The 22,173-nt window shown below is 68.3% G+C and carries 25 protein-coding genes and 1 pseudogene; 15 read left to right on the forward strand and 11 right to left on the reverse strand.

The window, feature by feature from the left end; genetic code table 11:
* Window positions 1–4: 4 nt before the first annotated feature.
* A complete protein-coding gene (locus IEY60_RS18140; protein ID WP_189029766.1) occupies window positions 5–583 on the reverse strand; it encodes a DapH/DapD/GlmU-related protein in 579 nt (192 codons plus the stop codon).
* Between the two features lie 46 nt (window positions 584–629).
* Here IEY60_RS18140 and IEY60_RS18145 point away from each other — a divergent pair, with 46 nt between their 5' ends.
* Window positions 630–1,064 carry an NUDIX hydrolase gene (locus tag IEY60_RS18145; protein ID WP_189029770.1) on the forward strand — a complete coding sequence of 145 codons (435 nt, stop codon included), beginning with the start codon at window positions 630–632 and terminating at the stop codon, window positions 1,062–1,064.
* Here the strand turns inward: IEY60_RS18145 and IEY60_RS18150 are convergent.
* Entirely contained in the window at window positions 1,040–1,753 is a 714-nt protein-coding gene (locus tag IEY60_RS18150; protein WP_229739929.1) for a TetR/AcrR family transcriptional regulator, read from the reverse strand. The two genes, IEY60_RS18145 and IEY60_RS18150, sit on opposite strands and share 25 nt — an antisense overlap.
* Window positions 1,754–1,816: 63 nt before the next feature.
* Between IEY60_RS18150 and zapE the strand changes: the two genes are divergently transcribed.
* The 6 genes from zapE (at window position 1,817) to IEY60_RS18180 (ending at window position 7,130) form a co-directional block, all read left to right on the forward strand.
* Window positions 1,817–2,836 (forward strand): cell division protein ZapE, encoded by a 1,020-nt coding sequence (gene zapE / locus IEY60_RS18155; RefSeq protein ID WP_189029778.1) that lies wholly within the window; start codon window positions 1,817–1,819, stop codon window positions 2,834–2,836.
* A gap of 138 nt (window positions 2,837–2,974) precedes the next feature.
* The gene (locus tag IEY60_RS18160; RefSeq protein WP_229739930.1) at window positions 2,975–3,913 is read left to right on the forward strand and encodes a DUF4129 domain-containing protein; all 939 of its coding nucleotides are present in this window, start codon (window positions 2,975–2,977) and stop codon (window positions 3,911–3,913) included.
* A gap of 25 nt (window positions 3,914–3,938) precedes the next feature.
* Window positions 3,939–4,433, forward strand: coding sequence for a hypothetical protein (locus IEY60_RS18165; RefSeq protein ID WP_189029782.1), 495 nt, complete (start codon window positions 3,939–3,941; stop codon window positions 4,431–4,433).
* Window positions 4,434–4,450: 17 nt separating this feature from the next.
* Window positions 4,451–5,413, forward strand: coding sequence for an AAA family ATPase (locus IEY60_RS18170; protein WP_189029784.1), 963 nt, complete (start codon window positions 4,451–4,453; stop codon window positions 5,411–5,413).
* Window positions 5,410–6,684: a DUF58 domain-containing protein gene (locus tag IEY60_RS18175; protein WP_189029786.1), complete on the forward strand. Its 1,275-nt coding sequence runs from the start codon at window positions 5,410–5,412 to the stop codon at window positions 6,682–6,684. Before IEY60_RS18170 ends, IEY60_RS18175 begins: the two co-directional genes overlap by 4 nt.
* Window positions 6,681–7,130, forward strand: a complete 450-nt coding sequence (locus tag IEY60_RS18180; RefSeq protein ID WP_189029788.1) for a hypothetical protein — start codon at window positions 6,681–6,683, stop codon at window positions 7,128–7,130. Before IEY60_RS18175 ends, IEY60_RS18180 begins: the two co-directional genes overlap by 4 nt.
* Before the next feature lie 66 nt (window positions 7,131–7,196).
* Here IEY60_RS18180 and chsH3 read toward each other — a convergent pair whose 3' ends face one another.
* Together chsH3 and kstD are read right to left on the reverse strand one after the other, a co-directional pair.
* On the reverse strand, window positions 7,197–8,057 hold the full coding sequence (gene chsH3, locus IEY60_RS18185; RefSeq protein WP_189029790.1) for an enoyl-CoA hydratase ChsH3: 861 nt from the start codon (window positions 8,055–8,057) through the stop codon (window positions 7,197–7,199).
* Between the two features lie 35 nt (window positions 8,058–8,092).
* Entirely contained in the window at window positions 8,093–9,778 is a 1,686-nt protein-coding gene (gene kstD, locus IEY60_RS18190) for a 3-oxosteroid 1-dehydrogenase (protein ID WP_189029799.1), read from the reverse strand.
* A gap of 168 nt (window positions 9,779–9,946) precedes the next feature.
* Here kstD and IEY60_RS18195 point away from each other — a divergent pair, with 168 nt between their 5' ends.
* The 5 genes from IEY60_RS18195 to IEY60_RS18215 all read left to right on the forward strand — a co-directional run bounded on the left by IEY60_RS18195 (window position 9,947) and on the right by IEY60_RS18215 (window position 13,289).
* Window positions 9,947–10,732, forward strand: a complete 786-nt coding sequence (locus tag IEY60_RS18195; protein ID WP_189029808.1) for a 2-keto-4-pentenoate hydratase — start codon at window positions 9,947–9,949, stop codon at window positions 10,730–10,732.
* A gap of 24 nt (window positions 10,733–10,756) precedes the next feature.
* Window positions 10,757–11,662, forward strand: coding sequence for an acetaldehyde dehydrogenase (acetylating) (locus IEY60_RS18200; protein ID WP_189029810.1), 906 nt, complete (start codon window positions 10,757–10,759; stop codon window positions 11,660–11,662).
* Between the two features lie 12 nt (window positions 11,663–11,674).
* Window positions 11,675–12,730 (forward strand): 4-hydroxy-2-oxovalerate aldolase, encoded by a 1,056-nt coding sequence (gene dmpG / locus IEY60_RS18205; protein ID WP_189029812.1) that lies wholly within the window; start codon window positions 11,675–11,677, stop codon window positions 12,728–12,730.
* A gap of 120 nt (window positions 12,731–12,850) precedes the next feature.
* Window positions 12,851–12,988 carry a helix-turn-helix domain-containing protein gene (locus IEY60_RS18210; protein ID WP_229739931.1) on the forward strand — a complete coding sequence of 46 codons (138 nt, stop codon included), beginning with the start codon at window positions 12,851–12,853 and terminating at the stop codon, window positions 12,986–12,988.
* Between the two features lie 7 nt (window positions 12,989–12,995).
* Complete coding sequence (locus IEY60_RS18215; RefSeq protein ID WP_268241486.1) at window positions 12,996–13,289, forward strand: winged helix-turn-helix transcriptional regulator; 294 nt, start codon at window positions 12,996–12,998, stop codon at window positions 13,287–13,289.
* 214 nt (window positions 13,290–13,503) lie between these two features.
* Here the strand turns inward: IEY60_RS18215 and IEY60_RS36735 are convergent.
* A pseudogene (locus IEY60_RS36735) lies at window positions 13,504–14,248 on the reverse strand (ADP-ribosylglycohydrolase family protein); the annotation flags it as partial.
* A 228-nt stretch (window positions 14,249–14,476) separates the two neighbouring features.
* On the opposite strand from IEY60_RS36735, the gene IEY60_RS18225 reads away from it, so the two are divergent.
* Window positions 14,477–15,301 carry a GNAT family N-acetyltransferase gene (locus IEY60_RS18225; RefSeq protein ID WP_229740013.1) on the forward strand — a complete coding sequence of 275 codons (825 nt, stop codon included), beginning with the start codon at window positions 14,477–14,479 and terminating at the stop codon, window positions 15,299–15,301.
* Between the two features lie 99 nt (window positions 15,302–15,400).
* Here the strand turns inward: IEY60_RS18225 and IEY60_RS18230 are convergent, their stop codons facing one another.
* The 5 genes from IEY60_RS18230 to hsaA all read right to left on the reverse strand — a co-directional run bounded on the left by IEY60_RS18230 (window position 15,401) and on the right by hsaA (window position 19,574).
* Window positions 15,401–15,946, reverse strand: coding sequence for a YdeI/OmpD-associated family protein (locus IEY60_RS18230; protein ID WP_229739932.1), 546 nt, complete (start codon window positions 15,944–15,946; stop codon window positions 15,401–15,403).
* 93 nt (window positions 15,947–16,039) lie between these two features.
* Window positions 16,040–16,615, reverse strand: coding sequence for a 3-hydroxy-9,10-secoandrosta-1,3,5(10)-triene-9,17-dione monooxygenase reductase subunit (hsaB, locus tag IEY60_RS18235; RefSeq protein ID WP_189029818.1), 576 nt, complete (start codon window positions 16,613–16,615; stop codon window positions 16,040–16,042).
* A gap of 17 nt (window positions 16,616–16,632) precedes the next feature.
* Window positions 16,633–17,538, reverse strand: a complete 906-nt coding sequence (gene hsaC / locus IEY60_RS18240; protein WP_189029820.1) for an iron-dependent extradiol dioxygenase HsaC — start codon at window positions 17,536–17,538, stop codon at window positions 16,633–16,635.
* Window positions 17,535–18,407, reverse strand: a complete 873-nt coding sequence (gene hsaD / locus IEY60_RS18245) for a 4,5:9,10-diseco-3-hydroxy-5,9,17-trioxoandrosta-1(10),2-diene-4-oate hydrolase (protein ID WP_189029822.1) — start codon at window positions 18,405–18,407, stop codon at window positions 17,535–17,537. The genes hsaC and hsaD overlap by 4 nt, the downstream gene beginning before the upstream one ends.
* Before the next feature lie 3 nt (window positions 18,408–18,410).
* Window positions 18,411–19,574 carry a 3-hydroxy-9,10-secoandrosta-1,3,5(10)-triene-9,17-dione monooxygenase oxygenase subunit gene (gene hsaA, locus IEY60_RS18250; protein WP_189029824.1) on the reverse strand — a complete coding sequence of 388 codons (1,164 nt, stop codon included), beginning with the start codon at window positions 19,572–19,574 and terminating at the stop codon, window positions 18,411–18,413.
* Between the two features lie 194 nt (window positions 19,575–19,768).
* Between hsaA and IEY60_RS18255 the strand changes: the two genes are divergently transcribed.
* Both IEY60_RS18255 and IEY60_RS18260 read left to right on the forward strand, forming a co-directional pair.
* Window positions 19,769–20,947 (forward strand): 3-ketosteroid-9-alpha-monooxygenase, oxygenase component, encoded by a 1,179-nt coding sequence (locus tag IEY60_RS18255; RefSeq protein ID WP_189029826.1) that lies wholly within the window; start codon window positions 19,769–19,771, stop codon window positions 20,945–20,947.
* 2 nt (window positions 20,948–20,949) lie between these two features.
* Entirely contained in the window at window positions 20,950–21,282 is a 333-nt protein-coding gene (locus IEY60_RS18260; protein ID WP_189029828.1) for a hypothetical protein, read from the forward strand.
* Here IEY60_RS18260 and IEY60_RS18265 read toward each other — a convergent pair whose 3' ends face one another.
* Window positions 21,283–22,032, reverse strand: coding sequence for a DUF427 domain-containing protein (locus IEY60_RS18265; RefSeq protein WP_189029830.1), 750 nt, complete (start codon window positions 22,030–22,032; stop codon window positions 21,283–21,285).
* Window positions 22,033–22,173: the final 141 nt, after the last annotated feature.

Raw genomic sequence — 22,173 nt, forward strand, 5'->3', positions numbered from 1 at the left:
CGGGCTACCAGCTGCGGTGCACGGCGCCTTTGGGGCCGGTCACCAGGCTCGCCGCGGGCACGTCGTCGGCCACGACGGCGCCCGCGGCGATCACGGCGTCGCGCCCGATGCGCACCCCGGGCAGAATCGTCGCGCCCGCGCCGATCCACACGTTCTCCGCGACGTCGATCGGCCCGCCCGTGAGGTATTCGCGCCGCTCCCCGGGGTCGACCGGATGGCTCATGGTGATCAGCGTGGCCTTCGGGCCGATCATCACGCCCCGGCCCAGTCGGATGCCCGCGTAGTCGAGGAACGTGCACCCCTGGTTGACGAAGACCCGTTCCGCCAGCTCCAGATTCAGCCCGTGGTCGGTGTAGAAGGGCGGGTAGATGGTGACGCCCGCCGGGAGCGGGCGGCCCAGGATCTGCTCGAAGAGCGCGGCCTTCGTCGCCTCGTCCTCGAAGGGCGTGATGTTGAGGCGGGAGGTCAGCGCGGTCACCGCGAGCACCCGCTCGTGCATCGCGGTGAACTCGGCGCCGAGCACCCGTTCGCCACGGGCCAGTCGTTCGGGATCGTGGATCAGCATGAGATTCTCGCTCGGCATCCACCGATTCTCACCCGCGGCCCGCCGGTTTCGTAGGCTCGGCACGGTGATCGCACGCCACCTGGTCGATGTCCACATCCTGCTGATCCGCGACGACCGGATCCTGCTGAGCCTGCGCCGCAGCGGCGACAAGTACGACAACCGCTGGCACCTGCCCTCGGGCAAGCTCGAAGCGGGCGAGTCCGCCGCGGTGGGCGCGGTGCGCGAAGCAGCGGAGGAGATCGGGGTCGAGCTCGAGCCTGCCGCGTTGCGCCTCGTCCATGTCGCCCATGTGACCGCCCCCGGGCGCGATTCGCGGCTCGGCCTGTTCTTTCGCGCCGAGCGGTGGCGGGGCGAGCCTTTCAATAGGGAGCCCGACAAATGCTATGCGCTGCAGTGGTTTCCACTGAATGATCTCCCCGCCGGCCTGATCGAATATTCGGCGCTCGGAATTGCCGCGCTCAATTCCGCGTCGCCCTATTCCGAATTGGGCTGGGAATAGTCACAACTCGCGCTCGCCAGAAACTGTGAGAGTGGACCGGCCAGCTGCTCGGCGGTCGCGGGCTGATCCGCGCGCAGACCGGCGAAGCGGTCGAAGACCAGTCCCTCCAGCACGGCGAGGAAGTCGCCCGCCGCGGCCGCCGGGTCGGCGGCGCCGAGCGCGGTGAACAGCTCGGTGGCGCGCTCCAGAGAGAACAGGCTGCCCGCCAGGCGGGCGTGCAGGTCGGGGTCGGAGAGCACTTCGACGATCAGCGCGTGCCTGGCGATCAGCTCGTTGCGGCGATGTTTCAGCAGGTGAGCGAGCCAGGCGGCGATGTCGCGGGCAATCTCGGCCGTCGATTGGCGCTGTGCGGCGGGGAAGTCGTACGCGATGTCGGCCGTGAGTTCCCGCGGCCCGGCGGGGATGCCGGGCGTGACGTCGGCCGGGGGTTCCGGCTGTCCGGCGATGGTGTGTGCAACGTCGGCCGTGCGTCTGCGCTGTGCGGCGGCGAAATCGGTGCGCGACCTGGTTGTGATGCCGTCGGCGACCGCCTCGATCAGGGCGTGCCTGGTGCGGAAGTAGTAGGACGTGGAGCCCGCGGGCAGCTCGAGCTGGGTATCGACCGCGCGATGGGTGAGCGCGCGGATGCCGCGCGTCGCGATGAGATCGATTGCGCCCGCCACGATCTGGCCGCGCCGGTCTGTGGACATGGTCACCTTCTCTGGTCGGCTGCCGCACCGTCCTCTACAACTGTAGAGGACGAGGAGGTTGCGATGAATTCCGGCACGGTGGTTCTGGACCCGGCCCAGGTGACGGCGGCCGACGCGCTCGCCGCCCTGCTCGACCGGCACGCCCGCCCACGCAAGCGGCACCGGGGCCTCTACCTCCACGGCAGGCCCGGACGCGGCAAGACGATGGTGATGGACCGCTTCTTCGCGAGCGTCGACTCAGACCGCAAGCGCCGCTTCCATTTCCACAGCTTCTTCGCCGCCCTGCACACGGCGGCACACGAGCTCGGCTCGATCGAACGGGCCGTCGCTGCGCTGCTCCACGACGCCGACCTGGTGTGTTTCGACGAATTCCACGTCAACGACATCGGCGACGCGATGCTCGTCGCCCGCCTGCTCGACACCCTGTTCGCCCAGCGCCGCACGCTGGTCGTCACCTCGAACTACCCGCCCCTCGACCTGCTGCCGAACCCGCTGTTCCACGACCGTTTCGTGCCGACCATCGAGCGCATCCTGACCAACCTCGACGTCGTCACCCTCGACGGTCCACTCGACTACCGGACCCTCGGCGCCCACCGCGACAGCGGTTTCGTCTCGGGCGGCTTCATCCTCGAGCCGACGCACCCGGCTGGACACCGATCCGGCATCGGCACAGCGCGTCGGACTGGCGTCGAGGCGGGGGCTCGGTCCGGGGTCGACCTGTCTCCAGGGAACGGTCGCACGGTGCGGGCACACACCGTCGACGGCGACGCGGTGACCTTCGATTTCGAGCGACTGTGCGGCACACCGACCAGCGCGGCCGACTACCTCGCCCTGACCAGCCGATTCCACCGCTGGACCCTGCTAGCGGTCCCGCCTCTGCGCGAGGTGCCACCGGACTGGGCCATGCGGCTGGTGAACCTGATCGACGTCCTCTACGACGCCGACCTACCCTGCACCATCCACGCGCCCGAACCGGTGGCCGAGCTGACGGCGGGTGTTCCCGCGATCCCCGGCCTGGCCCGGACGGCGAGCAGGCTCGGTGAGTTGCCCCTGGTCGACGACGCGATCGTTCGCACCGCGTAACAAGCCAGGGAATTCGGGGGGACAATTAAAGGGGAGGTTATCCAAAGTATCGATTTCCTCCCGAGCGAACCACTCGGCGTGTAACTATGTGGCTGTTTTGTGCAGGCTCTGGGGTTTGGTGGTACAGCTGTGATCGGGGTGAGTCAGCCCATTCCGCGGGCGATCGTCGTGATCGCACTGCTTGTCGCTGCGACGATCGCGTTGCAGGGTTATCTCCCCGGTGCCGCTCCCGCCGAATCCTCGACCAGCACGCCGTCGCCACTGCTGGTGGCGGTGATGCCGGTGTTGCTGCTGGTGTCCATCGTCATCCTGATCGCCGGAGTGATCGCCAGCCAGCATCGTCTCCCGCTGGCCATGCCGCAAGCCGAACGCGACGCGACGCCCCGTTTCCAGTGGCGTCGCCTGGCACTGCTCGGCCCGCTCATCCTGGCCGTGCTCGCGCTGGTCTTCGCGGGTGGGGTGACCGCGCTGTTCCTGCTGCCGGGAGCCCGGCCGATGCGCCCGGCCTCGGAGACCCTGCCCGAAGGCTCCGGCCCCGTCCCGACCCCGACCGACGCGCCGACTCCCGACCCGGGCACCGGCCCCGCCGAACTGACCGGCACCGCGCTGGTGATCGCGGGCGTGCTGGCCCTGGTGCTGATCGCGCTGGCGTTGCTCGGGCTCATCGTCGTCGCGCTGGCCTCGCGCCGCGAGCCCGCGCCCGCCGCCCCCGCTCTTCCCGACACCGCGCCGAGCGCCGTCGACTCGCTCACCAGGGCCGCCGAGATGGGCCTGGCCGCGATGAACGCGCCCGGCCAGGACCCGCGCACCGCGATCATCGCCTGCTACGTGGCCATGGAACGTGGCCTGTCCAGCGACAGCGCCGCCCGCCCCCAGGCCTCCGACACGCCGATGGAAGTCCTGGCCCGCGCCTTCGAAAGCGGTGTGCTGCACGATGCTTCGGCACGTGAGCTGGTCGCGCTGTTCGAGGAGGCGCGGTTCAGCCCGCACTCGATGCTCGAATGGCAGCGCATGCGCGCCGAGCAGCTGCTGCGCATCGTGCTGTCGGATCTGCAGCGAAGGCTGGTCGCGGTATGAGAAGTCAGCGCCAGGGGGTCACAGCATGAATCGGTCGTCCGTGATTGTGACCGCGGTCGTCGTCGTGCTGCTGATCGAGGTGGCGCTGGTGCGGGTGGCCCGCGACGCGGTGCTGCTCGCCGTCGCGCTGCCGGTCGCGATCGCGCTGGCGACCCTGCTCTGGTCGATGCGGCATCGCGTGGTGCGCGAGGAACCGCTGACCGAGTACATCGACAACGGCCCGGCGGAGATGCTCGGCCGCTGGCACGCGCGCGCCGAGATGCTGGCCGCCCGCGCCGACGGCACGCGCGCCGACTGGGACCGCCACCTGCGGCCGTTGCTGGCCAAGGAGTTCGAACTGTCCACCGGCCTGCGGGTCGCCAAGAACCGAAGGGCCACCGAAGCTGCCGGGCAACTGCAGTTCGGACCCGAGTTGTGGCGCTGGGTCGACCCGGCGAACTCGGCATTGCGCGACCAGACCGGTCGCGCACCGGGTAGGGAGGCGCTGGACGAGATCCTGCGCCGATTGCAGACGATGTGAGGGGTTAGAGGCCACCGATGACCATGCCGTTGAACGTGACCGTCCAGCGCTCCGACGCCGTGCTGCGTGAGCTGGGCCGAGTCGTGGTCGGCAAGCGAGATGAGATGCAGCTCATCATGATCGCCGTGCTGTCCGGAGGACACGTCCTCATCGAGGATCTGCCAGGTCTGGGCAAGACGCTGATCGCGCGGTCCTTCGCGGCCGCGCTCGGCCTGGATTTCACCCGCGTGCAGTTCACGCCCGATTTACTGCCCGCTGACCTGCTCGGCTCGACGATCTACGACATGTCGTCGGGCCGTTTCAATTTCCGCCGCGGTCCGGTTTTCACGAATGTTCTGCTCGCCGACGAGATCAACCGCACTCCGCCCAAGACGCAGGCGGCGCTGCTGGAGGCCATGGCCGAGGGGCAGGTGAGCATCGACGGCGAAACCTTCCTGCTCCCACAGCCTTTCATCGTGCTGGCCACCGACAACCCGATCGAGTACGAGGGCACCTACCCGCTGCCGGAGGCCCAGCTCGACCGCTTCGCCATCCAGCTGCGCCTGGGCTATCTGTCCGAGCAGGACGAGACCCAGATGATCCGGCGCAGGCTCGAACGCGGCGCGACGCCGCCGCAGGTCGGCCAGGTCGTCGACGCGCAGGGCCTGATGGAGATGCGCCAGTCGGTCGAGTTCGTCACCGTGCATCCCGATGTCGTGAACTACGTGGTCGCGCTCGCCTCGGCGACGCGCAGCCACCCGCAGGTCGAGGTCGGCGCCAGTCCGCGCGCCGAACTCGATCTGGTGCAGATGTCGCGCGCCAGGGCGCTGCTGCTGGGGCGCGACTATGTGATCCCCGAGGACGTGAAGGCGTTGGCGGTGCCCGCGATGGCACACCGCATCACCCTGCGTCCGGAGATGTGGGTGCGCCGCATCCGGGGTGAGGACGTCATCGCCGAACTGCTGCGCCGGCTACCGGTGCCCCGCGCCACCAGCACATGAAGCACCGCGACGAATCCAGGACGGTCGAGGTCGACCTGCGCTGGCGGCCCGCGCCGCTGGTGTTCATCCTCGCCGGGTGCGCCGCGGCGGCGCTGGTCGTCGCGGTATTGCGCGGGCAGTGGCAGCTCGTGGTCTTCGCCGCGCCGATGCTCGGTGTGCTCGCCACCGCGCCGTGGCAGCAGAACCCGACCAGGATCCAGGTCGACGGCAGCGGCACCGTGCGCTGCTTCGAGGGCGAGGTGGTGGGCTGCAACGCCGCCGCCTTCGTCGAGAGCGGGCACGCGCTGCTGCGGATGACGGCGGTGCCGCTGACCGGTCTCGAGATCGAGGTCGAGGAGTCGCACGACTCCGGCGGTGCGCCGGCGGGCATGCAGCTGGCGCTCTCGGCGGCGCGCTGGGGCCGATATCCGGTGCAGGTCAAGGTGTCCGCGCTCAGCCCCGCCGGGCTCGCGATCGCCACCGCCGAGCTGCCCGCGGCCAAGCTGTATGTGTACCCGATCGCCGATCCGCAGCGAATGCGCTTGCCGCGCACCGAACTTCCCGACCGGATCGGCACCCATCTGACCCGCAAGCACGGTCCCGGTGTCGAATACGCCGACATCCGCGCGTACGCGCCCGGCGACCAGCTGCGCACCGTCAACTGGCCGGTGAGCGCGCGCCGCGGCAGGCTCTACGTCACCGAACGCTTCACCAACCGTTCCGCCGACGTGGTCGTCCTGGTCGACACCTCCCTGCAGGCGCCCGGCCCCGCCACCGCCTCACTGGAACTGTCGGTGCGCGGCGCGGCGCAGGTGGTGCAGTCCACCCTGCAAGCCGGTGACCGCACCGCCGTCGTCTGCCTTGGCGACTCGCCGCGCTGGCTGCGCCCCGATATCGGGCGCAGGCAGTTCTACCGGATCGTCGACACCGTGCTCGGCGTCGGCGACGAGCACGTCGAGACCACCGGCACGCTTGCCCCGCACGCCGCGGTGCCGATCGGCGCGATCGTCGTGGCCTTCTCCACGTTGCTCGACACCCAGTTCGCGCTGGCCCTGATCGACCTGCGCAAACGCGGCCACGTGGTGATCGCGGTCGACGTCCTGCGCGGCACCCCGTTCGAAGAGGGCCTCGACCCGACGATGGCCAAGATGTGGCAGCTCGAGCGCGCCTCGATGTATCGCGACATGGGCACCGTCGGCGTCGACATCATCGCCTGGCCCGCCGACACCAGGCTCGATCAGGCCATGCGCCTGCTGCCCGACCATCGCCGAACAGTGCGGGTGCGCCGATGACCAGATTCCTTGCCCTGCTCGCCGGCCTGCTGCTGGTCGCCGCGGTCGCGTTGATCAACCCGTTCGCCGGGGTCGCCGCGCTCGTGCTGGTCGTCGTGAGCTGGTGGTGGCGGCCCGCCGCGATCGGCGCGGTGCTGGTGGTGATCGCGGCGCTCGCGTTCTCCGATGTCGGCGTGGTCGCCGCCGCCGCGACGGGGTTGGTTGCGACCACCTACCTGCTCAACGCGGCCGTGCTGCACGCGCCCGAAGGTGTTGTGCCGACGACGATTCCGTCGGTCGGCGGTGCGGTGCTGTTCACCATCGCGGCGGCGACCGCTGCCCTGGTTCCGGTGGAGCTGGTGTGGGCGCCGCTGGCCGCACCGGTCCTGATCATGTTGATCTACGCGCTGCTGGTCGGCGGACTGACTCCCAAAGGCCAGACCGCTCCCGAGGTGCGGGCGGACTGATCGGCTGCTCCGGAAACGCGAAAATGCCCGCCGATCACCAGGATCGGCGGGCATTCGGCTGTCGGATCAGACGATCCGCAGGGCGACGTCCCCGAGCACGGGCGCGTCCTCGCGTTCGACAACGGTGACGGCGCCGATCAGCTCATCGCCCTCGCGCCACACCTTGATGCGCAGCGTCTCGCCCGGGTACAGCACCCCGGCGAACTTGGCGCGGAAGCCGCCGACCCGGCTCGCGTCGCCGTCGAGCAGGCTGTCGGTGAGGGCCTTGCAGACCACGCCGTAGGTGCACAGGCCGTGCAGGATCGGCGCGGGAAAGCCCGCGCCCTTGGCGAATTCGGGATCGGAGTGCAAGGGGTTGCGGTCACCACAGAGGCGGTAGAGCAGGGCCTGCTGCGGCAGCGTCGGAGTCAGGATCTCGGCGTCGGCCGGCCGATCGGGCAGCGCGGCCTTGGTGCTCGGCCCGCGCTCGCCGCCGAAGCCGCCCTCGCCCTTGGCGAAGATCGAGGAGCGGACGGTCCACAGCGGTGCACCGTCGGAGCCGGTGACGGTGTTCTCCTGGACGATCACCGCATTGGCGCCCTTGTCCCAGATCTCGCTGATCCGGCCGGTGCTGGTCGCCTTGCCCGCGGCCGGAATCGGCCGGTGCACCACCACTTCCTGGTGGCCGTGCACCACCTTGGCCAGGTCGATCTCGATGCCGGGGAAACTCACCTTCGGCGCCTCGGTCTCGCCGAGGGTCGGGGCCACCGTCGCGAACGTCGGCAGCACCTGGGGTGCCTGGTCGTCGAGGTAGGTCAGCTCGACCGGGTCGAGCGGGTGCGCACCCGCGCCGAGGCCGAGGTGGTAGAGCTGCACGTCGGTGGGCGTCCAGCTGAACTCCCGCGCAGGCAGTGGCGCGCCGAGTGCGGTCTCGAGGTCGATGGGCATTGCTTACTCCTGCGAAGTCGGGGTGTGGTCGATCGTCACGCGGCGGCTTTCGCCTTCTTCGCGGCGACGATGTCGAGCACCGCGAGGTAGGCGAAGGTGATCGCGGGGCCGATGGTGGCGCCGGGGCCCGCGTAGGTGTGGCCCATCACCGGCGCGCTGGAGTTACCTGCGGCGTACAGGCCCTCGATCACCGAATCGTCTTCGCGCAGCACGCGACCGGCGGTATCGGTGACCAGGCCGCCCTTGGTGCCGAGGTCGCCGGGGACCATCTTGGCCGCGTAGAACGGGCCCTGCGAGATCTCGGCCAGGCACGGGTTGGGCTTGACGGTGGGGTCGCCGTAGTAGCGGTCGTAGTGGCTGTTGCCGCGACCGAAGTCCTCGTCCTTGCCCGCGGCGGCGAAGCCGTTGAACCGGGTGACCGTCGCGCTGAGGCTCTCGGCGGGCACGCCGATGCGCTCGGCCAGTTCCTCGATGGTGTCGGCCTTGACGATGTTGTCGTTCTCCAGCCAGCGCGACGGGAAACGCTGACCCGGCTGCAGACCGGCGAAGATGTAGCGGTTGCGGTAGCGCTGGTCGAACACCAGCCAGGCCGGGATGTTCTCGCCGGGGCCCGCGCCCTGGCCGTACTCGCCGCCGTACATGGTGTGCACCGCCTCGACGTAGGGCGCCGACTCGTTGCCGAACCGCTCGCCCCGGTCGTTGACCATGATGGTGCCGGGCAGATTGCGCTCGGCGAGGGCGAACCAGGGCTTGCCGCCCTTGAAGATGGTCGGACCCCACCAGGCGTCCTCCATGAATCCGACCGTCGCTCCCACTGCCATGCCCGCGACGATGCCATCACCGGTGTTGGCCGCGGCGCCCGTTGTCCACTCAGTGGTTATCGGCTGTCGCTGGTACTTGGCGCGCATGTCGGCGTTGTGCTCGAACCCGCCGCTGCCAAGGACCACGCCGTAGCGCGCGGTGAAGGTGACCGACTCGCCGTCGACGGTGGCCTTGACCCCGGTGACCCGGCCGTCGGTGACCACCAGCTCGGTGAGCGGGGTGTTCAGCAGCACCGGAACGCCCGCGTCGAGCAGGCCCTTGCGCATGGCGGCGATGATCGCCTGACCCATGCCGAGCAGGTGCTTGCCGGTGAACTTGGCCAGGTAGGTTCGGGCGCCGACGCGCAGTGCCCGCATCATGCCCTTGGGGTGGCGCTTGATCAGGTTGAGCCGCACGAAGTCGGCCTGCATGACCACCACGTTCAGCGGAGCCTTGGCGTAGGGGGGTTCCAGGTTGGCCAGCTCCGCGCCGAGCACCTTGCCGTTGAACGGCGTCGGCTCACACGAGCGTCCCTGGCCGAGCCCGCCCGGTGCCTCCGGGTAGTAGTCGGAGTAGCCGGGAACCCACTTCATCTTCAGCGGGGTGTGATCGAGGACGAAGTCGAAGGCCTCGGCGCCGCGATCGAGGTAGGTGTCGATCTTCTCGGCGGGCACCACGTCGCCGATGATGCTGTGCAGGTAGGTGCGCGCGTCCTCGCGGTCGTCGGGGCGGCCGGAGGCCTTCAGGGCCTTGTTGCCCGGAATCCAGACGCCACCGCCGGATCGGGCCGTCGACCCGCCGTAGTGCGCGGCCTTCTCCAGCAGCACGACGCTCAGTCCCTTGTGGGCCGCGGCGAGGGCGGCGGTCATTCCAGCGGCGCCGCTACCGACGACCACCACATCGTATTCCCGATCTGTCATAGTAGAACACGTTATAGAATGGTCCCGTAGTTGCGCCATCCCAATGGCGGAACACGTTGCAAAAATCACCGGTGACTGCGTTATATTCACCGGAAGAACGGCTGAAGCTCATCCGGGAAACCGGTTACAGTTTTGGTATCCACGCCCCGTGCTGCCAAGGAGGTCCGCGTGCTGCCCGACGCGGTACGAACTCAACTCGCCGACGAACTGGCCCGCGCCGAAGACGACCGGGTCGCTGTTTCGCCGCTCGTCGACCGGTTTCCCGACATCGATGTTGTCGATGCCTACGAGATCCAGCTGCTCAACATCCAGCGCCGGCTGAAGTCGGGCGCCAAGATCGTCGGCCACAAGGTGGGGCTGTCGTCGAAGGCGATGCAGGACATGATGGGTGTCGACGAGCCCGACTACGGTCACCTGCTCGCCGAGATGGAGGTCTTCGAGGATGTCCCCGTCGACACCTCGAAGTACCTGCTGCCGCGCGTGGAGGTCGAGGTCGGGTTCGTGCTCGGCGCCGACCTGCCCGGCGAGGACTGCACCGAGGCCGACGTGCTGGCCGCGACCGTCGCGTACGCGCCCTCGATCGAACTCATCGACTCGCGCATCAAGGACTGGAAGATCGGCCTGGCCGACACCATCTCCGACAACGCCTCCTCGGCCGGTTTCGTGCTCGGCAAGGAGCGCGTCGCGCCCGGCGACATCGACATCAAGGCCATCGATGCCGTGCTCACCCGCAACGGCGAGGTCATCGCCGAGGGGCGCAGTGACGCCGTCCTCGGTGATCCGGTGATCGCGGTCGCGTGGCTGGCGCGCAAGGTCGCGACGTTCGGGGTGCGGTTGAAGAAGGGCGACATCGTGCTGCCCGGTTCCTGCACCCGCGCCATCGACGCCCGCCCCGGTGACGACTTCCTCGCCGAGTTCACCGGACTCGGTTCCGTCCGTTTGCGTTTCAGCTGAACCAGACTTCCCAAGGAGTACACCGTGACCAGCAAAGTCACCGCCGCGATCGTGGGGTCCGGCAACATCAGCACCGATCTGCTCTACAAGCTGCTGCGCTCGGACAAGATCGAGCCGCGCTGGATGATCGGCATCGACCCGGACTCGGAAGGGCTGAAGCGGGCGCGCGGGCTTGGTCTGGAAACCTCCGCCGAGGGCGCGGACTGGCTGCTCGCCCTCGACGAGAAGCCTGATCTGCTGTTCGAGGCCACCTCCGCCTACGTGCACCGTGCGTACGCGCCGAAATACGAGGCCGCCGGCATCCGCGCCGTCGACCTCACCCCGGCCGCGGTCGGCCCGGCCGTGATTCCCCCGGTGAACTTGGATTCGCTGCGGGACGCGCCGAACGTCAACATGATCACCTGTGGTGGCCAGGCCACGATTCCCATGGTGGCGGCCGTTTCCCGCGTCGTGCCGGTGGCCTACGCCGAGATCGTGGCGTCGGTGTCCTCGGTGTCCGCCGGTCCGGGAACTCGCGCGAACATCGATGAGTTCACCAAGACCACCTCCAAGGGCGTCGAGACCATCGGCGGCGCGCAGCGGGGCAAGGCCATCATCATCCTGAACCCGGCCGAGCCGCCGATGATCATGCGCGACACCATCTTCTGCGCCATTCCGGAGGACGCCGATCGGGATGCCATCGCCGAGAGCATCTTCCGCATGGAGAAGTCGATCCAGGAGTACGTGCCCGGCTACCGGCTGCTCAACGATCCGCAGTTCGACGACCCGTCGGTGATCTCCGGTGGCATGGCGAAGGTGTCGATCTTCGTCGAGGTCGAAGGCGCCGGCGACTTCCTGCCGCCGTACGCGGGCAATCTCGACATCATGACCGCCGCCGCCACCCGCGTGGGTGACGTGCTGGCCGACCAGATCATCTCGGCTCGGGTGTAAGGAGATTCGACCATGAGCAATATCCTGAAGCCCTTCTCGGGCGAACTCGATGTGCGTGTCACCGACACCTCGCTGCGCGACGGCTCGCATCACAAGCGGCACCAGTTCACCGTGGCCGAGGTACGCGATATCGTCGCCGCCCTCGACGGTTCGGGTGTCCCGGTCATCGAGGTGACGCACGGTGACGGTCTCGGTGGTTCCTCGTTCAACTACGGTTTCTCGAAAACCCCTGAGCAGGAGCTGATCAAGGCCGCCGCCGAGACCGCCAAGCAGGCCAAGATCGCCTTCCTCATGCTGCCGGGCGTCGGCGTCAAGGAAGACATCAAGATCTCCCAGGACAACGGCGCGTCCATCTGCCGCATCGCCACCCACTGCACCGAGGCGGATGTCTCGATCCAGCACTTCGGTCTCGCGCGCGAACTCGGTCTGGAGACCGTCGGATTCCTGATGATGGCCCACTCCACCACGCCGGAGAACCTGGCCAAGCAGGCCCGCATCATGGCCGACGCGGGCTGCCAGTGCGTCTACGTCGTCGATTCCGCGGGCGCCCTCGTCCTCGAGCAGGTGTCGGACCGCGTCTCGGCCTTGGTCGCCGAACTCGGCGACGACGCCCAGGTCGGCTTCCACGGCCACGAGAACCTCGGCCTCGCCGTGGCGAACTCGGTCTACGCCGTGCGCGCGGGCGCCACGCAGATCGACGGCTCGGCTCGCCGCTTCGGCGCGGGCGCCGGCAACCTGCCGGTCGAAGCCTTCATCGGCGTCTGCGACAAGCTCGGCATCAAGACCGGCGTCGACTTCTTCGCCGTCACCGACGCCGCCGAGGACGTCGTCCGCCCGGCCATGCCGTCGGAATGCCTCCTCGACCGCCAAGCCCTGATGATGGGCTACGCGGGCGTCTACTCCAGCTTCCTGCGTCACGCCGAACGCCAGGCCGACCGCTACGGCGTCTCCGCCGCCGAAATGCTCGTCCGCGCAGGCAAGCGCAAGCTCGTCGGCGGCCAGGAAGACCAGCTCATCGACATCGCCTTGGAACTCCAGCGCGAAGCCACCGCCAACGCCTCAGCCTGACCCCACACCCCCGACGGCGTGACCCGACACCCGGGTCACGCCGTTTGGCGTTTCCGGGCGACCGGATCCGCCAGCGCCCTGACATCCTGGGCACCTCTCCTTCGGATGTTCCATTTCCGCATGACTATCTTGCTGACGCAGTCCGCGGTCGCCCGCTTCGAAGCGGGCGGAATGGTCCCCAGCCTGCCCGTACTCGAGCGCCTCGCTCGAGCCCTCGACGCCGACCTCGTAGTCCAGGTGCGCCCCCGCGTCGCCTGAACCCGCGATCGACCTCCTCGGTCAGCGCTGGATGCTGCGCGTCATCTGGAAACTCGAATCCGGCCCCCTCGGCTTCCTCGACCTCCGCCGCCGCATGGGAAATTGCTCGTCAAACATGCTCTCCGCTCGCCTGCAACAACTCCAATCCGCCGGCCTCACCACCAAAAATGGCCCCCGAGGCGCCTACGAACTAACCACCGAAGGTGCCCTCCTAGCCGAGTCCCTCCAACCCCTCTGGTCCGAACAATGGACCCCCACCGGCGACGGCAACGGCCGAATCCCCTGGCGCCCCACCCGCTAGCCCATTGAGCGCTGGACGATTGATCACCACGCTGTGGTGTGAGCATCGGCCGAGAGCAGCCCGCCACCAGAGCGTGGTGATCTTGGTTCAGGGTGGGGGTAGGAGCCAGGTGGGGAGGGGTTCGCAGCGGTTGGTCCATGCCGGGTGGGGGTGTTCGGGTGGCGAGGATTCCGCCGACGATGGCGCAGGTGGTGTCCGTGTCGCCGCCGGTGGATGCTGCGGTGCGGAGGGCGCGGGGGAAGTCGGCGGGGTGGTTGGCTGCTGTCCAGAGGCAGAAGGGGACGGTGTCGGCGGCCGATGTCTGTGCGCCGTTGCCGAGTTCGGCGGCTGCGAGGTGTGGGTCGGTGCTGGTCAGGAGTTTCCCGGCGTATCGAATCCCTCGGCGGACGGTGCCGTCCGGGGTGTGCTCGATGACGTGGTCCAGCCATTCTTCGGTGGGCGAGTAGGTGGCTGCGGTTGCCGCGGCGACAGCGACGGCGATCGCTCCCGCGATTCCGTCGGGGTGGGTGTGGGTGACCTCCGCGGAAGCGGTCGCCGCGGCGATCACGCGGTCGATGTCGTCGGCGAAGGAAGTACGCGCCGAGCGGGGCGATCCGCATGGCGGCTCCGTTGCCCCATGACCCCTGCCCGTTGCGGGCTCGTGGCGCGAGGTCGCGCCACGAGCCGCGGCCGGCACGGAGGAGGCGAAGGATGCGGTTGGTTCCCGGGCCGTATCGCCGGTAGATGTCGTAGTGCGTGACGAAGGAGGTGGCCAGGGCATCTTGGTCGATGCGCCCGAATCGGGCGAGGACATCGACGATCGAGCAGGCCATCTCGGTATCGTCGGTCCACAACCAGGGGCCGGTGGGCAGCGGGGAGGTCATCACAGCGGAATCGGCTGCCCAGCAGGCACCGAAAGCGTCTCCGACGGCCAGGCCACGCAAGGAGTCCAGTGCCCGCCTCAGACGTAGCGCGGTCATCGGTGGTGGTTGGTGGACATGATGATCGCCACCGTAGTCGCCGAGGGTGGGTAGCGCTGTCGGGCAGCATATTCCGACTGGTGCTGTCGCGGAGGAAGAAGCGGCGCACCGCGCGCGAGCTTCGAAGTTCGTACCAGACACCACATGCGTCACACGGCTGCCTTTGTGTTCGCGAAAGTCGCTGGACAAGGGCGATATAAGTGAGTCATGGGTGAAACTGCGGGGACTTTGTTCTGTGGGGTCGAGATGGCGGCGCGGGTCGAGCGGTTGGAGGCCGATGCCATTGCCGGGGCGGCTCGGGTGAGGGTTGGGCGGGTGCCGGGTGGTGGGGGGTTCGTGCGGGAGTTCGCTGGTGGGGCGGCGTGTTTCGCGGGGGAGGGGTCGCCGTTGAACAAGGTGGTGGGGGTTGGGTTCGGTGGGGTGCCTTCGGTGGGGGAGTGGGAGGCGGTGGAAGGGGCGTACGCGGAGGTGGGGGCGCCGGTGCAGGTGGAGTTGGCGCACTTGGGGGATCCGCGGATCGCGGTGGAGTTGACCGGGCGGGGGTATCGGTTGATGTCGTTCGAGAATGTGCTCGGAATGGAGTTGGCCGGTCGGACCTGGGCGGGTCCCGAGCGGGTCGAGGTGCGCCGTGACGAGGAGGGGTTCGATCTTTGGCTCGATGTCGTGGTCGACGGATTCGCGCATCCGGACGAAGAGGGGGTCCCCTCGCACGAGGAGTTTCCGCGGGAGGCGATCGCCGCGGTGATGCGAGACATGGCTTCCGTCGACGACACCCGTCGCTATGTCGCCTATCGGGACGGTGAGCCCGCTGGTGCCGCCAGCATGCGCGCCGGCGGTGGCGTCGCGGCGCTCGCGGGTGCCGCGACCCTGCCCGCGCACCGCAGGCACGGGGTTCAGACCGCACTCCTGTCGGCGCGCCTGACCGAGGCGGTGGCAGCGGGGTGCGACCTCGCGGTGATCACGACTCAGCCCGGCTCCATGTCGCAACGGAACGCACAGGGCCGAGGGTTCTCGTTGCTCTACACCCGCGCGGTGTTGATCAAAGAGGTCTGACGGACTGGCCGGCGCACCGCCCGCTCGCCGCGGCCGACGGACCGGCCTGCGTACCGGCGACGCTGGTAGTGCTCGGCGCGCGCCCGCGATCTCGTTGCGCTACAAGGCGTTGACGGCCTGGGCGATCCGCATCGCACGTTCAGCGGGGGTCTTCGCCTTGAGGATCGGCAGGAACAGCCGGTACTGGTCGGAGCGGCCGAGTGCGGCGTAAGCGGCTCGCGCTTCGGGCGCGTCGGCGAGCGCGGCGATGAGGTCGGCGGGGGTTTCGGCGGTGCGCTGACGCTCGTAGGCTCCCGCCCAGCGGCCATCGGCGACGGCTTCTTCGATCGCCGCGAACCCGGCGGGCCGCATCCGCCCGGCCGCGATGAGGGCCTCGGCCTTGGCCACGTTGACCTGCGACCATGGGCTGCGGGCCCGACGCGGGGAGTAACGCTGTAGGTAGTGGTGGGCATCGAGGCCTCGCCGATGGCTGTCGATCCAGCCGTAGCAGAGGGCGCCGTCGAGGGTTTCGGTGATCGTCACCGATGGCTCGGGGGCGCCCTTCTTGGCGATCCGCACCCAGACCTCACCCGCGGTGTCGTGATGGGCGGCCAGCCACGAATCCCAGTCGCTCGCTTCGGCGCAGGTGATGTAGTCGATGCTCATACGAACCATGATCCGCCGCAAAGTGCTCACCGAATGAGCACTTAAAAAGCCGATCGCGGCCGCGCATTGTGTGCGCGCCCGCGACCGGGAGACTCACAGCCAGGTGTCGAGGCTGGTGGTCGTGAGGAAATGGTCCAGATCCGCGCGCCAGGGCGCGGGGGTGGTCTTGTCCGGCTCGATGCCGGTGTACTGACCGCGGTAGAACAGCAGCGGACGACCGTTGGTGGTCTCCGATTCCGCGAGCGCCTGGACCCGGCCGATGACGATGTAGTGGTCACCACCGTCGACGACCGAGTCGACCGTGCACTCGATGGTGGCCAGCGAGTCGTCGAGCACGGGCACACCCAATTCGGAGGTGTGCCAGGCGACTCCGGCGAACTTGTCCGTCTCGCGCGAGCCGAAGCGCGCGCAGGTCGGCTGCTGTTCCTCGGCGAGCACGTTCACACAGAACTTGCCGGCCGCCTCGATCGCCGCCCAGGAGCGCGACCCCTTGGTGGGGCAGAACAGCACCAGCGGCGGATCGAGCGAGAGGGCGGCGAAGGACTGGCAGGCGAAGCCGATCGGCTCACCCGCCGGATCGAGTGCGGTGATCACGGTGATGCCGGTGCAGAACTGCCCCAGCACATTACGAAATTGCCGGCCGTCGATCGCCGGTATCTGTTCGGTCATGTCCCTCGCCGCCATTCCTATTGCTGCTTGAATCCGACGGTGAAGTCGTGACCCCACAGGCTGACCGCGGTCGATTCGCGGGCGACCCAGTCGTCGTCGTCGACTTCCAGTCCCTCACAGCCGAATTCGATATCGAATCCGCCGGGAGTCTTCATGTAGAAGGACAGCATCTTGTCGTTGATGTGCCGGCCGAGGGTGGCCGACATCTTCACCTTCTTGCGGTACGCGCGGTCCAGGCAGAGGCCGACGTCGTCGGAGTTCTCCACCTCGACCATGAGGTGCACGATGCCGGTCGGATTCGGCAGCGGCAGGAACGCCAGCGCGTGGTGGCGCGGGTTGCAGCCGTAGAAGCGCAGCCAGGCCGGGTCGCCGTCGGCGGGTCGGCCGACCATCTGGGGTGGCAGACGCATGGAGTCGCGCAGCCGGAAGCCGAGCACGTCCTGGTAGAAAGCCTGCGCCGCGGCATCGTCGGTGCAGGTCAGCACCACGTGGCCCAGGCCCTGCTCGGCGGTGACGAACTTGTGGCCGTAGGGGCTCACGAAGCGGCGGCCCAGGTACTGCGCGCCGTAGAACGCCTCGAGGGTGTTCCCGGACGGATCCTGGAACCGGATCATGCCCTCGACGCGGCGCTCACCCAGCTCTTCCTTGGTGCCCTCGGTGTAGTCGACCCCGGCCTTGTCCAGGGTCTCGCGCAGCTGCTGCAGGCCACGCGCGTCGGTGACCTCCCAGCCCGAGACCAGCAGGCGGTCATGCTCGCCGGGGACGATCACCAGTCGGGCGGCGAAATCGTCCATGCGCAGGTAGAGCGCGTCGGGGTTGAGCCCGGAGCCCTCCATCATGCCGAGCACCTTGAGGCCGTACTCGCGCCAGGCCGCCATGTCGGTGGCCTCGATGCGCATGTAGCCGAGGGCACGAATACTCATTGCTTCTCCTCGAGGAAATCGACCGTCAGCCGGTTGAATTCGTCGAACTTCTCCAGCTGCGCCCAGTGCCCGCAGCCGCCGAACACGTGCAGTTGCACGCGCGGGATGACCTTGGTGGCGACCAGCGCGCCGTCGAGCGGGTTGACCCGGTCCTCACGACCCCAGATGAGCAGCACCGGCTGACGCAGCTTGTACGCGTCACGCCAGAGCATGCCCTTCTCGAAGTCGGCGCCGGCGAAAGACTTGCCCATCGCCCGCACGGCGGCCAGCGATTCGGGAGTGCTCGCCAGGGCGAACCGCTCGTCGATCAGCTCCTCGGTGATCAGCGACTGGTCGAAGACCATGATCCGCAGGAACTTCTCCAGGTTCTCCCTGGTCGGCGCGTAGCTGAACGCCGAGAGCAGCTTCACGCCCTCGGTGGGGTCGGGCGCGAACAGGTTGGTGCTCAGCCCACCCGGGCCCATCAGCACGAGCTTGCCCGCGCGCTTGGGGTTGTCCAGGGCGAAGCGCACCGAGGTGCCGCCGCCGAGTGAGTTGCCCAGCAGGTGCACGCGGTCGGTGATCTGCAGGTGGTCCAGCAGCGCGAGCAGTGCGGTGGACGCGTGCACGAAGTACTGCGGGTGGTCGACCGGCTTGTCGGACTTGCCGAAACCGGGCTGGTCGAGCGCGATCACGTGGAAGTTCTCGGCCAGCACCGGGATATTGCGGGCGAAGTTCGACCACGCCGAGGCGCCGGGCCCGCCGCCGTGCAGCAGCACGATCGTGGGGCCGTTGCCGACGCCCGCCTCGTGGTAGTGCAGCTTCAGCTCGGGGGTGACCTGCGCGTAGCGGGAGGTCGATTCGTAGGTGATTTCCGCGGTTCGAGTCATCGGCTACACCATGGCGTCGGTGACGGGCAGGCCGAACTCGTGCGTGCCGTACATGACGTAGGCGCGCTCGGGATCGTTGGCCGCGTGCACTCGCCCGGCGTGCGCGTCACGCCAGAAGCGCTGCAGCGGAGTGCCGTTGGCCAGGGCGGTCGCGCCCGAGGACTCGAAGAGCTTGTCGATCGAGGCGATCACCCGGCCGGTCGCGCGGACCTGGTCGCGGCGGGCGCGCACGCGCAGATCGAACGGCACTTCCTCGCCTGCCAGCAGCAGCGCGTACTCCTCGGCGACATTGCCCGAGAGCTGACGCCACGCGGCGTCGATGTCGCTGGCCGCCTCGGCCACGCGCACCTTGGCGAACGGATCGTCCTTGGCGTTCTCGCCGGCGTAGGCCGCGCGCACGCGCTTGCCCTGGTGCTCGACGTGCGCCTCGTAGGCGCCGTAGCCCATGCCCACGATCGGCGCGGAGATGGTGGTGGGGTGGATGGTGCCCCACGGCATCTTGTAGACCGCGTCGGTGTTCTGCTCGAGACCGGGCGCGCGGCCCTCGCTCATCGCGCGGAAGCTCAGGAAGCGGTGCGACGGGACGAAGACGTCCTCGACGACCACGGTGTTGGAGCCGGTGCCGCGCAGGCCGACGACGTTCCAGACGTCGTCGATGCGGTAGTCCGAGCGCGGGATCAGGAAGCTGCCGAAGTCGACCGGCTTGCCGTTCTTGATCACCGGACCGCCCAGGACCGCCCAGGTGGCGTGATCGGAACCCGAGGACCAGGCCCACGAGCCGCGCACGATGTAGCCGCCGTCGACGGCCTGGCCTGCGCCCATCGGGGCGTAGGAGGACGAGATCCGCACGTCGGTGTCCTCGGCCCAGACGTCTTCCTGGGCCTGCTGATCGAACAGCGCGAGGTGCCAGTTGTGCACGCCGATGATGCCCGCCACCCAGCCGGTGGACCCGCAGGCGCTGGCGATCTTGCGCACGGTGTCGTAGAAGACGACCGGGTCGGCGGCGTGGCCACCCCACTGCTTGGGCTGGAGCAGCCGGAAGAAGCCGGTCTCCTGCAGCGCCTTCATGGATTCGTCGGGAATGCGGCGCAGGTCCTCGGCCTCCTGCGCACGTTCACGCAGTGTCGGCAGCAGTGCCTCGACCCGTTCGGTCACTTCTTGCGTCATTTCGGAGCCCGCTCCTGCCTTGTCGGATCGACAACCGGTTCTTGTTCGACTCTGAGATTAGAACAGGTTCTCATTTCTGTCGAGAAGATCGCCCTACCTCGGATATAACAGGGGCGTGGAGCGAAGTTCGCTGGACAGCTGGCGTGAAGCGGCCTCGTTTTGTAACGTGTTCTAGTGAACAAGGAGGGTTCGGGATGGCAGTCAACCCCAAGGTGAGGGAACTCGATGTCGGCACCACGCCGACGAGGTTTGCGCGTGGCTGGCACTGTGTCGGCCTGGCCTCGTCGTTCCGCGACGGCAAGCCGCACGCGATCGAGATCTTCGGGACCAAGCTCGTGGTGTGGACCGACACCAACGACGAGATCCGCGTGCTCGATGCCTACTGCAGGCATATGGGCGGCGACCTGAGCATGGGCACGGTCAAGGGCGACGACATCGCCTGCCCGTTCCACGACTGGCGCTGGGGCGCCAGCGGCAAGTGCACGTCGATTCCCTACGCGCGCCGCGTTCCGCCGCTGGCCCGCACCAGGAAGTGGACGACGCTCGAGCGCAACGGCCAGCTGTTCATCTGGCACGACCACGAGGGCAACGAGCCGCCCGCCGAGGTCACGATCCCGCACATCGAGGGTCCCTACACGGACTCCGAGGGCAATCCGCGCGAGGATCATGACAGCGGCTGGACGCCGTGGACGTGGAACACGATGCGCATCGAGGGCTCCAACTGCCGCGAGATCATCGACAACGTCGTGGACATGGCGCACTTCTTCTACATCCACTATGCCTTCCCGACGTACTTCAAGAACGTCTTCGAGGGTCATGTGGCGACGCAGTTCCTGGAGACCAAGGGCCGCCCCGACATCGGCATGGCGGCCAAGTACGGCGGTGAGACGCTGCTGAAGTCGGAGGCGTCGTACTTCGGCCCGTCCTACATGATCAATCCGCTGGTCAACATCTATGGCGGATACGAGATCAAGGTCGTGCTGATCAACTGCCACTACCCGGTCAGCCAGGACGAGTTCGTGCTCCAGTACGGCCTGACCGTCGAGAAGCCCAAGGGCATCGACGACGCGACCGCCGAGAAGCTGGCGGCCTCGATGACCGAGTTCTTCGGCGACGGCTTCCTGCAGGACGTCGAGATCTGGAAGCACAAGTCCAAGGTCGAGAATCCGCTGCTGTGCGAGGAGGACGGCCCGGTCTACCAGCTGCGCCGCTGGTACGAGCAGTTCTACGTCGATATCGCCGATGTCACCGAGAAGATGACCCAGCGCTTCGAGTTCGAGGTCGACACCACCAAGGCCAACCAGGCGTGGGAGGCCGAGGTGGCGGAGAACCTGCGCCGCAAGGCCGAGACAGAAGCCGAAGCGGGCGTGTAACCATGCCACCGACCTGGGCCAAGGCACCCGACTTCGCCGATCAGCCCGTGCGGCAGGCCGCGGTGCGGGCCCAGACCACGGTCGACAAGCAGCGCTACCTGGACGAGGGCCTGACACCGCTGCGGTGTCAGGCCTGCCAGGCCGAGGTCCTGGTGCGCAAGTCCAGCGCGCACCAGACTTCGGTGCAGTGGACCGAACCGCCGGACACGCACTGCCCGGTCTTCGCCCAGCTCAGTGCGCACGGCGCGCGACCGGGCAGGCCGGAATCGTGTCCGTCGCTGGAGAAGTCCATCAAATGGGCGGTCGACGAGGGCGTGCTCGAGGTGCCCGAGTAGTCAGCTGAACGGGGTGTGCGGGCGATCCTGGAGGACGCCGTCGAGGTAGATGTCGACCTTCTCGTTGTAGAAGCAGGCCAGGCCCGCGATCTTCTGGCTCTCCGGCAGCGGTGCGCGGTAGATCCACACGATGTCGGGGTGTTCGGTGCCGTCGACCTGGACGTTCCAGTAGTCGGCGGTGCCCTTGTACGGGCACCTGGAGTGTGTGTCGGAGGCTGTCAGCAGGTCCATCCGGACATCGGGTAGCGGCAGGTAATACCGTGCGGGCAAGCCGGTTTCGAAGAGGATGCGCGGCGAGGACGAGTCGGCGACGGTGACGCCGTCGATCTCCACCCGCACATTGCGCGAACTGCCAAGGATGTCGACCCGGGAATACGGGTCACGGGGGTGGACGAAGATCGGTTCGTCCTCCTCGAACCAGTCGAACCTCGCGAAGTCGAGGCGGACAGCGTCTTTCAGGTCGGGCAGCGGTGAGTCGAGGTAGCGCAGTGCCGCTCCGTCGGCGCGCAGGCCGCCGCACACCACGTCGTAGCCGGTGCCCTCGCCACGGCTGGGGGAGTGCTCGCCGATCCCGTTCGGTTCCAGATCCGCTCTGACATCGGTCAGCGGGACGTAGTAGGTCGGGTAGTAGGGGACCTCCCAGACCAGGAGGGGCCGCAGCGTGTCGGCCACCAGTCTGCCGTCGAGATAAGCCCGCACGCGCTTGTGTGCCTGCTCGACCCTGACCCGCCCGCGCTTGTCGTCGCTCATGTGCTCGACGCTACGCCGCGACCGCGCCGTCGCTCGATTCCCAGCCCCGTCCGCCCGACCTCGAGGAGGGCAGGCCGACGCAGTCGGCCGTCGCGGCCGTCCCGCCGGTCAGGTGCCGTTGCGTAGGCGACGAAGGAGCAA

It is taken from the genome of Nocardia rhizosphaerihabitans, from assembly GCF_014646295.1.
Lineage (GTDB): Bacteria > Actinomycetota > Actinomycetes > Mycobacteriales > Mycobacteriaceae > Nocardia > Nocardia rhizosphaerihabitans.

Coding starts and splice junctions, on each gene's coding strand:
- IEY60_RS18265 (WP_189029830.1), bottom strand. CDS start 22,032: ATGAGCGACGACAAGCGCGGGCGGGTCAGGGTCGAGCAGGCACACAAG.
- IEY60_RS18230 (WP_229739932.1), bottom strand. CDS start 15,946: ATGAGCATCGACTACATCACCTGCGCCGAAGCGAGCGACTGGGATTCG.
- hsaB (WP_189029818.1), bottom strand. CDS start 16,615: ATGACCGAACAGATACCGGCGATCGACGGCCGGCAATTTCGTAATGTG.
- dmpG (WP_189029812.1), top strand. CDS start 11,675: ATGAGCAATATCCTGAAGCCCTTCTCGGGCGAACTCGATGTGCGTGTC.
- chsH3 (WP_189029790.1), bottom strand. CDS start 8,057: ATGCCCATCGACCTCGAGACCGCACTCGGCGCGCCACTGCCTGCGCGG.
- IEY60_RS18165 (WP_189029782.1), top strand. CDS start 3,939: ATGAATCGGTCGTCCGTGATTGTGACCGCGGTCGTCGTCGTGCTGCTG.
- IEY60_RS18150 (WP_229739929.1), bottom strand. CDS start 1,753: ATGTCCACAGACCGGCGCGGCCAGATCGTGGCGGGCGCAATCGATCTC.
- IEY60_RS18140 (WP_189029766.1), bottom strand. CDS start 583: ATGCCGAGCGAGAATCTCATGCTGATCCACGATCCCGAACGACTGGCC.
- kstD (WP_189029799.1), bottom strand. CDS start 9,778: ATGACAGATCGGGAATACGATGTGGTGGTCGTCGGTAGCGGCGCCGCT.
- IEY60_RS18255 (WP_189029826.1), top strand. CDS start 19,769: ATGGCAGTCAACCCCAAGGTGAGGGAACTCGATGTCGGCACCACGCCG.
- hsaD (WP_189029822.1), bottom strand. CDS start 18,407: ATGACTCGAACCGCGGAAATCACCTACGAATCGACCTCCCGCTACGCG.
- hsaC (WP_189029820.1), bottom strand. CDS start 17,538: ATGAGTATTCGTGCCCTCGGCTACATGCGCATCGAGGCCACCGACATG.
- IEY60_RS18170 (WP_189029784.1), top strand. CDS start 4,451: ATGACCATGCCGTTGAACGTGACCGTCCAGCGCTCCGACGCCGTGCTG.
- IEY60_RS18210 (WP_229739931.1), top strand. CDS start 12,851: ATGACTATCTTGCTGACGCAGTCCGCGGTCGCCCGCTTCGAAGCGGGC.
- zapE (WP_189029778.1), top strand. CDS start 1,817: ATGAATTCCGGCACGGTGGTTCTGGACCCGGCCCAGGTGACGGCGGCC.
- IEY60_RS18175 (WP_189029786.1), top strand. CDS start 5,410: ATGAAGCACCGCGACGAATCCAGGACGGTCGAGGTCGACCTGCGCTGG.
- IEY60_RS18260 (WP_189029828.1), top strand. CDS start 20,950: ATGCCACCGACCTGGGCCAAGGCACCCGACTTCGCCGATCAGCCCGTG.
- hsaA (WP_189029824.1), bottom strand. CDS start 19,574: ATGACGCAAGAAGTGACCGAACGGGTCGAGGCACTGCTGCCGACACTG.
- IEY60_RS18180 (WP_189029788.1), top strand. CDS start 6,681: ATGACCAGATTCCTTGCCCTGCTCGCCGGCCTGCTGCTGGTCGCCGCG.